General features: G+C 53.9%; 9 protein-coding genes and 2 pseudogenes. 8 read left to right on the top strand and 3 right to left on the bottom strand.

From position 1 onward, the window contains the following. Window positions 1–73: 73 nt before the first annotated feature. A pseudogene (gene uvrC / locus JCM15764_RS16915) lies at window positions 74–1,939 on the top strand (excinuclease ABC subunit UvrC). Between the two features lie 11 nt (window positions 1,940–1,950). On the opposite strand, the gene JCM15764_RS16910 reads toward uvrC, so the two are convergent. Both JCM15764_RS16910 and trxA read right to left on the bottom strand, forming a co-directional pair. Then, complete coding sequence (locus tag JCM15764_RS16910; protein ID WP_054697814.1) at window positions 1,951–2,454, bottom strand: TlpA disulfide reductase family protein; 504 nt, start codon at window positions 2,452–2,454, stop codon at window positions 1,951–1,953. Between the two features lie 9 nt (window positions 2,455–2,463). Further along, a complete protein-coding gene (trxA, locus tag JCM15764_RS16905; protein WP_054697811.1) occupies window positions 2,464–2,793 on the bottom strand; it encodes a thioredoxin in 330 nt (109 codons plus the stop codon). A 186-nt stretch (window positions 2,794–2,979) separates the two neighbouring features. On the opposite strand from trxA, the gene JCM15764_RS16900 reads away from it, so the two are divergent. From JCM15764_RS16900 to cobA, 7 genes and pseudogenes are all read left to right on the top strand, one after another. Further along, a complete protein-coding gene (locus JCM15764_RS16900; RefSeq protein ID WP_054697808.1) occupies window positions 2,980–3,654 on the top strand; it encodes a precorrin-2 dehydrogenase/sirohydrochlorin ferrochelatase family protein in 675 nt (224 codons plus the stop codon). Next, a complete protein-coding gene (gene ccsB, locus JCM15764_RS16895) occupies window positions 3,651–4,466 on the top strand; it encodes a c-type cytochrome biogenesis protein CcsB (protein ID WP_054697805.1) in 816 nt (271 codons plus the stop codon). The genes JCM15764_RS16900 and ccsB overlap by 4 nt, the downstream gene beginning before the upstream one ends. A gap of 6 nt (window positions 4,467–4,472) precedes the next feature. Next, window positions 4,473–5,111: a glutamyl-tRNA reductase gene (locus JCM15764_RS28720; RefSeq protein WP_369412358.1), complete on the top strand. Its 639-nt coding sequence runs from the start codon at window positions 4,473–4,475 to the stop codon at window positions 5,109–5,111. Continuing rightward, window positions 5,083–5,384: pseudogene (locus JCM15764_RS28715) on the top strand (NAD(P)-binding domain-containing protein); the annotation flags it as partial. The gene JCM15764_RS28720 and the pseudogene JCM15764_RS28715, both read left to right, overlap by 29 nt. Window positions 5,385–5,423: 39 nt before the next feature. Then, a complete protein-coding gene (locus tag JCM15764_RS28710) occupies window positions 5,424–5,831 on the top strand; it encodes a glutamyl-tRNA reductase (RefSeq protein WP_369412360.1) in 408 nt (135 codons plus the stop codon). A 65-nt stretch (window positions 5,832–5,896) separates the two neighbouring features. Further along, a complete protein-coding gene (hemC, locus tag JCM15764_RS16885; protein ID WP_054697801.1) occupies window positions 5,897–6,853 on the top strand; it encodes a hydroxymethylbilane synthase in 957 nt (318 codons plus the stop codon). A 237-nt stretch (window positions 6,854–7,090) separates the two neighbouring features. Next, window positions 7,091–8,557, top strand: a complete 1,467-nt coding sequence (gene cobA, locus JCM15764_RS16880; protein ID WP_243689266.1) for a uroporphyrinogen-III C-methyltransferase — start codon at window positions 7,091–7,093, stop codon at window positions 8,555–8,557. 181 nt (window positions 8,558–8,738) lie between these two features. Here cobA and JCM15764_RS16875 read toward each other — a convergent pair whose 3' ends face one another. Next, window positions 8,739–9,389 carry a PEP-CTERM sorting domain-containing protein gene (locus JCM15764_RS16875; RefSeq protein WP_054697795.1) on the bottom strand — a complete coding sequence of 217 codons (651 nt, stop codon included), beginning with the start codon at window positions 9,387–9,389 and terminating at the stop codon, window positions 8,739–8,741. Between the last annotated feature and the right edge of the window lie 95 nt (window positions 9,390–9,484).

Raw genomic sequence — 9,484 nt, 5'->3', positions numbered from 1 at the left:
TTCGATCCCTAAGTCCGACAGACTCCTAGAAAAGCTTTGAAACGGTTCCCCTTTGCTTCTATACTTACAACTTATGATAGAAATTGACAGTATCGGCCATTTTCCATCGTCACCCGGCGTCTACATTATGAAAGATGCGAGGCAGCAGTCCTCTACGTGGGCAAGGCCAGGGATCTGCGCAAACGGATCCGCTCCTACTTTGCCGCATCGGGTGATTCCCGTTACCAGATCCGCTTCCTCATGGCCAGGGTCACCGATATCCAGTTCATCGTCACCGATACGGAAAAGGAAGCGTTGATCCTTGAAAATACCCTGATCAAAAAGTACCGTCCCAAGTACAATTTCAATCTCCGGGACGACAAGACATATTTTTCCCTGAGAATGGACATGTCCAGCGACTTTCCTCGCCTGTCCATCATCCGCAAGGTTACCCGCGACGGAGCCCGCTATTTCGGACCATATTCATCCGCTTCCGATGCCAGGGCCGTGCTCAAGCATCTCTACAAACTGTTTCCCCTCCGTCACTACCCAATGGAGACCTGCAGGAGGCGAAATCGTCCCTGCCTGTTTTACCAGCTGAGGCAATGCTCCGCCCCCTGCCACGGCAAGATCTCCCGGGAAGACTACATGGCCCTGGCCGAAGGCGCCGCCCTTTTCCTCGAAGGGAAAAATCGGGAAATATTGAAAATTTTCAGGGAGCGGATGAGTGCCGCAGCAGCCGCTGAAGAGTACGAGAAAGCCGCCCGGTTCCGCGATCTGATCCGTTCCATCGAGGTTACGGTGGAAAAGCAGAAGGTGGTTGCCCAAGGGGGAGATTCCGATGTCATCGGCTTTTACCGGGAGGGGGAGCAACTGCACATCGCCCTTCTTTTTCTCCGCGGCGGCACCCTCACCGGCAGCAGGAACTATTCATTCAGCTGGGAAATGGACGATCGTGAAGGGATCGCTTCTTTCCTCAACGAATATTACAACCAGGAGGTATTCATCCTTCGGAAATAGTGCTCCCCATTGCCATCGCCGATCCCTTGCCACAGGAAGAGCTCCTCTCCGAATTACGCGGCAGGCGGGTATCCATAACGGTGCCCCAACGGGGCAACAAACTGGAACTGGTAAGACTTGCCATCAAAAATGCGGAAACGGCGGCCGCTGAACGAAAAAAAGCGGCCGAATCGGGTGAGGCCATTCTCCAGACACTCAAAGAACGCCTCCATCTGCATAAACTCCCCCGCCGCATCGAATGTTATGATATCTCCAACATTCAGGGACAGATGGCGGTCGGCAGCAAGGTTGCCTTTGTGGACGGCAAGGCTGACAAGCACATTATCGTCGTTATCGCATCAAGGGGGTCAGCCAGTCCGACGATTTTGCCATGATGAGAGAACTGCTTTCCAGGCGATTCAAGCCTGGAACAGCTCCCGACGACTACCCGGACCTGATCATCGTCGATGGAGGAATCGGCCAGTTGAACGTTCTCACCCATGTACTGGGCGACTTGCAGATTGCAGATGTGGAAGCTGCCGGATTGGCAAAGAGCAGGGTTGACCGGGAAATGGACGCTGCGGAAATCAGCAGGTCAGATGAGCGGGTCTTTCTGCCTAACCGAAAAAATCCGGTGGTGCTGCGGCAGAACTCCGCACCGCTCCTGCTTTTGGCCAGGATCAGGGATGAAGCCCATCGTTTTGCCGTGACCTACCACAAAAAACTGCGCGGCAATAAGCTGCTGGCTTCGCAGCTTGAAGCGATTCCCGGCATTGGCATTAAGAGGAGGAAGGAACTCCTGCGCCACTTCGGCAGCCTGAAAAAGATAAGTGAAGCAACGCTGGAAGAGCTGCGCCAGGTCCAGGGCATTTCCGCCACCGTCGCTGAGTCCCTATGGAAGCATCTGCATGAAAATGGAAAAGGCGATACAAACGCATCGCCCTTTGTGAATTTTGAATAACGTCCCAGGGATTATTCGACAAGAAGCCTCTTTATAGTATTTTCCAGAGTCCTTCCGACCTCTTCCGAATAGCCTTGCAACTTTTCGGCAACGATCCCTTTCTTGCTGATGACAAATATGGTCGGCACCGAGCGTAGCCCGTATTCTATCTGGAGATCTTCATCAACCATGGCAACCGGATAGTTGATCTTTTTTTCGGCGATGAATGCCTTGACCACCTTATCACTGCCATCGTCAACACTCATACCGAGGATCTGCAGTCCCTGCTTGCCGTACTTGCGATTCAGATTCAACAGATGGGGAATGGCTTCCTTGCAGGGGTAGCACCAAGTGGCGAAAAAATCCAGGACCAGCACATGTCCCTTGTAGTTGGCCAGCGATACCGGCTGGCCGGAGGTTGTCACCACATTGATTGGGGGAGCCGGCTGTCCTTTCTGCAAGGCGGCGGATACCGGAGCAGCAGATAAAAGCAGCGACATGGCGAGTAAAACGAAACGGATACTGCGTAACTTCATAGCAATCCTTTACAGAGCCTTTTTGATCAGCGCCTCAAGCTGTGCCTTGGGCACAGCACCGACCACCTGATCAACAACCTTGCCGTCCTTGATGAGAATGACGGTCGGGATACCGCGTACGCCGTATTTGCCCGGCATGCCAGGGCTTTCATCAACATTGACCTTGCCGACCTTTATCTTGCCTTCATATTCTTCAGCGATGGCATCGATGAGGGGGGCGATGGCTTTGCACGGGGCACACCAGGTAGCCCAGAAATCTACAAGAACAGGGATCTCCGACTGGAGCACCGCTGCTTCAAAGTTGTCGTCGGTAAATGTCAGTACTTTTTCGCTGGCCATGATTGCTCTCCTTGGATTTAAATCGGTAAAATACATGCAAAAAGTGCTATAACTATAGCCGACGCGAAAAAAAAATCAAGGAGTAATTGCAGGCGGCATGCGGTTCCGCGGTTCATGTACCTTCGATCATTATTTTCTATCACTGGCTATTGACTCCATTTCGCCGCTCATCCATAGTATATTCCCATGTCCTTTTTTCCCATAAATTTGAATATGGCCGGCAGGATGGTAACCGTTGTCGGCGGCGGCAAGGTCGCGGAGCGCAAGACTTGCAAGCTGCTTGAAGCAGGTGCACTGATCACCCTGATTACCCCCGCCCTGTCAGACAAGCTGGCAAAGCTGAGCGAAGGCGGTTTCATCAAGCATCTGCCACGGAACTACAAAAATGGCGATCTGGCCGGAGCATTTCTTGCCATTGCCGCCACCAGCGACAGATCCGTCAATCTGGCAGTAGCCGATGAGGCAAAAAATCGCAGCATTCTTGTTGATGTCTGCGACGATCCTGAACTGAGCAGCTTTATCATGCCGGCAGTGATGACCAGGGGCGACCTGGTGATTGCCGTCTCCACCGGAGGCAAAAGCCCGGCAATGGCAAAAAAAATCCGCGAGCAGTTGGAAGCGTCGTTTGGACCGGAGTATGAGCAGACCCTGAGGCTATTGGGCATTCTGCGTGAAAAGCTATTGACTGCAAAGGGCAACAGCGCATACAATAAGGCGCTTCTAAGCCAACTGGCAGCCCATGACCTTCCTCGAATGATCAAAGAACGGCGATACGACCAACTGGACCATCTTCTCCTCAAGATTTTCGGTTCGGAATTCAGCATCAGCCATCTTTTGGAGGAAGAAAAGGACCATCAATGAATGCCCTGCTCTTTTATTGCACCCTCGGCATCTATTTTGTCGCCACCGTCATTTATCTCATCTACCTGGTGAAACCTGAGAACTTGCTGGGGCGTACCGCACACTGGACCATCTCCGCCGGGTTCATTGCCCATCTGGCCTTCACCGCCAATCGTTTCATCGAGGTGGGGCATACGCCGATCACCAACCTGCACGAGTCCCTCTCCTTTTTCAGCCTGGCCGTTATCGGCATTTTCATCATTTTCGAACGCAAGTACAAAATGTTTGTCCTTGGTTCTTTCATTACCCCTCTGGCCCTGATTCTTCTGGCCGTATCCACCACATTTCCTTCAGCCATCACGCCGCTGAATCCGGCCCTGAAAAGCAAATGGCTCGCCGTGCATACCATTGTTGCGTTCCTCGGCTATGGCGCATTTGCCGTCTCTTTCGGCGCCAGCATCATGTACCTGATCCAGTCCCACTTCCTGAAAAGCAAAAAGCTCGGTGCTATGTTCCAGCGGCTCCCCTCCCTGGATACCCTGGACGATATAAGTTACCGCTGCCTCACTTTCGGCTTCCCTCTGCTCACCTTCGCCATCATAACCGGGGCGATCTGGGCTGAAACCGCCTGGGGCACATACTGGAGCTGGGACCCGAAAGAGACATGGTCGCTGATCACATGGTTTGTCTATGCAGCTCTCTTGCACGGCAGACTTACCACCGGCTGGCGAGGGCGCAAGGCTGCCATCCTCTCCATCTTCGGCTTTTTCATCATGCTTTTTACCTTTCTCGGCGTCAATCTCTTGTTGTCGGGGCTTCACAGCTACAAATGAGGGAAATTGGCAAATGCCCCGCTGCTCCAGTGGGCATTTGTGGAATCAGAGGCAGATCGAGCTATGAACATTATCGTTGTCGGGCTGTCCCACAAAACAGCCGCAGTTGAGATAAGGGAAAAAGTTGCATTTTCCCCGACCCAGATGGAGAAGCCGTTGCACGCATTGGTATCCATTCCGGATATCACTGAAGGGGTGATCGTCTCCACCTGCAACAGGGTTGAAATCTACGCCACCACCCGTGACATTGCCGGGGGTATCGCCCGCCTCAAGCGGTTCCTGGCCGACTATCACAACTTTCCCCTGGAAACCCTGGAGCCGCACCTCTACAGCTATCATGGCGAGGCGGCAACACGCCATGTTTTCCGGGTGGCATCAAGCCTGGACTCGATGGTAGTCGGCGAACCGCAGATCCTTGGCCAGATCAAAACCTCCTACGCTATGCCGCCGAATACAAAAGTTCCGGCATCATTCTCAATCGCTTCCTGCACAAGGCCTTTTCAGTGGCCAAGAGAGTACGCACCGAGACAAAGATTGCCTCCTCAGCCGTTTCTGTGGCCTTTGCCGCCGTGGAGCTGGCAAAAAGATCTTCGGCGATCTTTCCGACAAGACAGTCATGCTCATCGGCGCCGGGGAGATGTGTGAGCTGGCGGCCAAGCACTTTATCAACACCGGCGTGCGCGGCGTCATGGTCACCAACCGGACCTTCGAGCGGGCGTTAAAGCTGGCCGAAGAATTCGACGGCAAGGCAGTCAACTACGAGGACCTCTTCGACCAGCTGCACAAAGCCGATATCATCCTCTCTTCACCGGTGCGCCCCACTTCATCATCAAGCCAAAGGATATCGAAGACGTCATTCGCCGCCGCAAGCTGAAACCGATGTTTTTCATCGATATTGCAGTTCCCCGCGACATCGATCCCAAGGTTAACGACATTGAGAACATCTATCTATACACCGTGGATGATCTAAACGGCGTTGTCGCCACCAACCTGGAACAGCGGAAAAAGGAATCGGAGAAGGCCGAAGCCATCGTCGAGCAAGAGATCGGCCAGTTCTTCAAGTGGCTCTCTTCCCTTGAAGTCACCCCGACCATCGTTGCCCTTCGCTCCAAGTTCGACGAAATCCGCCGAGCCGAATTGGCAAAGACCATGGCCAATTGGAAGGACCTGCCACCCGAAGGTGAAAAGCGGCTGGAAGCCCTGACCAATGCCATCATGAACAAGCTGCTCCACCAGCCGACCAGTGTCCTGAAACGGAGCGACCAGGGCAATCGCAACGATCTTTATGTGGATGCGCTGCGGAACCTGTTCGATCTGGAAACCGCCCCCCATGAGGAAATGGAACTGGGGGAGCTGGAAGAATAGCTGAATAGCTGGATAAGCGACTGTCATTTGATGATGAGAAGATATAGATAGAAAAGGAGATTTCCGTGGCACTTAAACAACTGAGAATAGGCACACGCGCCAGCCAGCTGGCACTCTGGCAGGCAAACTGGGTCAAGTCCGAACTGGAAAAGCGTCATCCGGGCATGGAAGTGTCGCTGGTGAAGATCAAGACCATTGGCGACAAGATTCTTGACGTGCCGCTGGCCCAGGTAGGGGGCAAGGGACTCTTTGTCAAGGAAATCGAAGAGGCCATGCTCCGGGGCGATATCGACATTGCCGTGCACAGCATGAAGGATGTCCCCACCGAATTTCCGGAAGGGCTTGGCCTCCACTGTATCACCGAGCGTGAAGACCCGCGTGACGCCGTTATTTCCCGCGGCATCAAATTCGCCGATCTGCCCCAGGGGGCCAAGATCGGTACCAGCGCCCTGCGCCGTCAGGCCCAACTCCTCAAAGTCCGCCCGGACATGGAAATGGTCATCATCCGCGGCAACGTGGAAACCCGCATCAACAAACTGGAGACCGAGAAGCTGGATGCAGTAATCCTTGCCGCCGCCGGACTGAAGCGGCTTGGCTTTACCGAAAAGGTCGCAGAATATCTGCCGACCGAGCTGTCCATCCCTGCCATCGGCCAGGGGGCACTGGGAATCGAGTGTCGCCTGGACAATGAAGAGGTGAAAAAGACCATCGACTTCTTCAACCACCCCGCCACCGCCTTTGCGGTCAGGGCAGAACGCGCCCTGCTCTGGCGTTGCGAGGGAGGCTGCCAGGTGCCTATTGCCGCCTTCGGCGAAGTGACCGGCTCTGAACTGAAACTGGTTGGCTTTATCGCTTCCGTGGACGGCAAAACCTCGGTGCGGGGCACCATCAGCGGGCCTGCAGAAGAATGTGAAAAACTGGGCATCAAGTTGGCCGAGCAGCTCCTTGCCGACGGCGGCCATGCCATTCTTGCAGAGGTTTATCAGCGGGAAGTATCGCGGGAGAAGGAAATACCAGTTTAACTGCCGTTACTGCAGTTTGCGCTGAAGAAAACCATAACCAGCCGTCACCAAAAGGCGCAAAGACGCAGAGAAAAGCTCAAGGGTTTCCTGTCGTTCTTTGCGTCTTGGCGTCTCCGCGTGAATATGCTTTCCCGGTTTGAACGAAAGATATGCCATGACTAATATTTGCCCATCTAAAATTGATAAAGCTACGTCTACCTCATTGGCGCCGGTCCCGGCGATCCCGGCCTCATTACCGTGCGGGGACGTGAATGCATTGCTGCAGCCCAGGTCATCCTCTACGATTACCTGGCCAACCCGGCGCTTTTGGGAAATGCCGCCCCTAGGGCGGAGTTGATTTATGCCGGAAAGATCGGCGGAGCCCATAACCATGAGCAATGGCAGATCAATGAACTGCTGGTGGAGAAGGCGTTGCAAGGGAAGGTTGTTGCCAGGCTCAAGGGGGGCGATCCCTTCGTCTTCGGCCGTGGCGGCGAAGAATGCGAAGCCCTGGTTGCTGCCGGCATCCCCTTTGAGATCGTGCCGGGTGTCACGGCAGGTATCGGCGCCGCTGCCTATGCTGGTATTCCCCTCACCCACCGCAACTTCACAACCTCGGTGGCCTTCGTCACCGGCCACGAAAATCCGGGTAAGGAAGCATCGGACATGGATTGGGAGCGGCTCTCCCTGGGGAGCGGCACCGTCGTCTTCTACATGGGGATCAAGAACCTTCCCCTGATCGCGCAGAAGATGGTGGACAATGGCCGAGCGGCGGAAACTCCGGTGGCTTTGGTCCGCTGGGGAACAAGGACCGAGCAGGAAGTTCTGATCGGCACCCTGGGCGACATCGCCGACAAGGCCCGCCAGGCATCATTCAAAGCCCCGGCCATCACCATAGTCGGAGAAGTGGTCAACCTGCGGAAAAAACTGCGCTGGTTCGATAACCGGCCCCTGTTCGGCACCGGCATCATGGTAACCCGCGCCGCAGACCAGGCAGGGGAATTCTCCAGACTCCTGGCCAGCCACGGCGCCACCGTCCACGAATGCCCGACAATTCAGATCATTCCGCCTGAAACATTCAGCGAACTGGACAGGGCAATCACAGAACTACCCACTTTCAACTGGCTGATTTTCACCTCGTACAACGCCGTGAAATACTTTTTCTGCCGCCTTGACGAGCTGGGACTGGACAGCAGGGCCATCGGCCGCTGCCGCATCTGCGCCGTCGGGCCGAAAACCGCTGCCGCTCTCGCTCCCCACGGCATCAAGGCGGATCTTGTCCCGGAAAACTACAAGGCGGAAGGAGTTGTCGAAGCCTTCAGCAAGCTGGAAATCCAGGGAAGCCGCGTGCTCTTTCCCAAGGCAGACCGGGCTCGCGAGGTGATACCTTCCGAACTGCTGAAAATGGGGGCGGAAGTAATTGCCCCCATCGCCTACCGCAACGTCGTACCGGAGGAGCTTCCGACCTCAGCTCTGGAAGCCCTTGAAGCCGGACACATCCAATGCATCACCTTCACCTCGTCCTCCACCATCCAGAATCTCGCCGCCATGGTGGGGGAAAATCGGCTGCTCAAGCTACTGGATGGTGTCGCCGTCGCCTCCATCGGCCCCATTACCTCCAAGACCTGCCGCGAGTTGGGACTGACCGTAGATATTGAACCGGCCGAATACACCCTTGATGCACTTACCGCCGCCATCATCGAATACTTCGCCTCTCGACGCTAACTTCCATTCCCGAAACAATTAAATACCGACCAATCAAGTCAGCTGGTAACGTATGTTGTTTAAAGACAACAAGCCTTCATTCGTTAATCCGATTGAAGGCTTGTTACTCAGGTGATTTTTTCCATGAGCGGCGAGCAGCGTGATGGCTGAGCACTCGGCTATGGCAAATTATTGTCGGGGCTTAACTTTTGATTCTCTTCCGCAATAATCCAAAACCAGCCAGCCCGCTGGCAAACAGCAGGCAGGTAGCAGGTTCAGGTACCGGAGCTGTACTCGTCTGCACATCGACAAGCTGTAGACCAATACGATAATCGGGGTCCCAATCTTTCGTAACGTCTATCCAATCACCCACATGAAGTGATGAGAAAATATAAGTGTCGTAGGCATGATATTCGGGGGAACCAAAACGCGTCCTGTCGTGCCCCTCTAAAACTTCCATACCCCCACCCAAAAGATAATCAAAGTTGTCACCTGCCCGGGTCACCAGATTGCTCAGGTTGCCAAATATGTTACCGGAAACGTACTCAGCGTAATAGGCCCTGCCGGTCTGGTAGGGTGAGTTTTCTTTACGATAGTACTCAAGATCTCTGGTGGGATCAATATAGATCGTCGCGTTGTAATCGTTTTTCGCCTTGTCATGACCGGCAAAGGTATAATAGGTGGGACCGGCATAAGCACCCATAAATTGGGGCATGGTATTGTTATGATATGCCGCATCACTAAGCTCAGGCCAATGGGCAATATCGTCAGAAGTGAAGGGATATGCCGAGGCTATTCCAGCTGAAAAAAAGGATGCAAAAAGGACCAGCAGAAACAGGTTTTTCCTTTTCATGTTGAATCTCCTTTAATTGGAATACAAGCAGATCAATTATAGCACCAATTAAAGGTTTTTTATTATAGAGTCAATATTCTAAATTCCTTCCTTAT

Origin of the sequence: Geotalea toluenoxydans JCM 15764 (assembly GCF_001311985.1) — a bacterium.
GTDB lineage: Bacteria > Desulfobacterota > Desulfuromonadia > Geobacterales > Geobacteraceae > Geotalea > Geotalea toluenoxydans.
The sequence above is the reverse complement of the archived record's forward strand: the minus strand, read 5'-3'. Positions and strand labels throughout refer to the sequence as shown.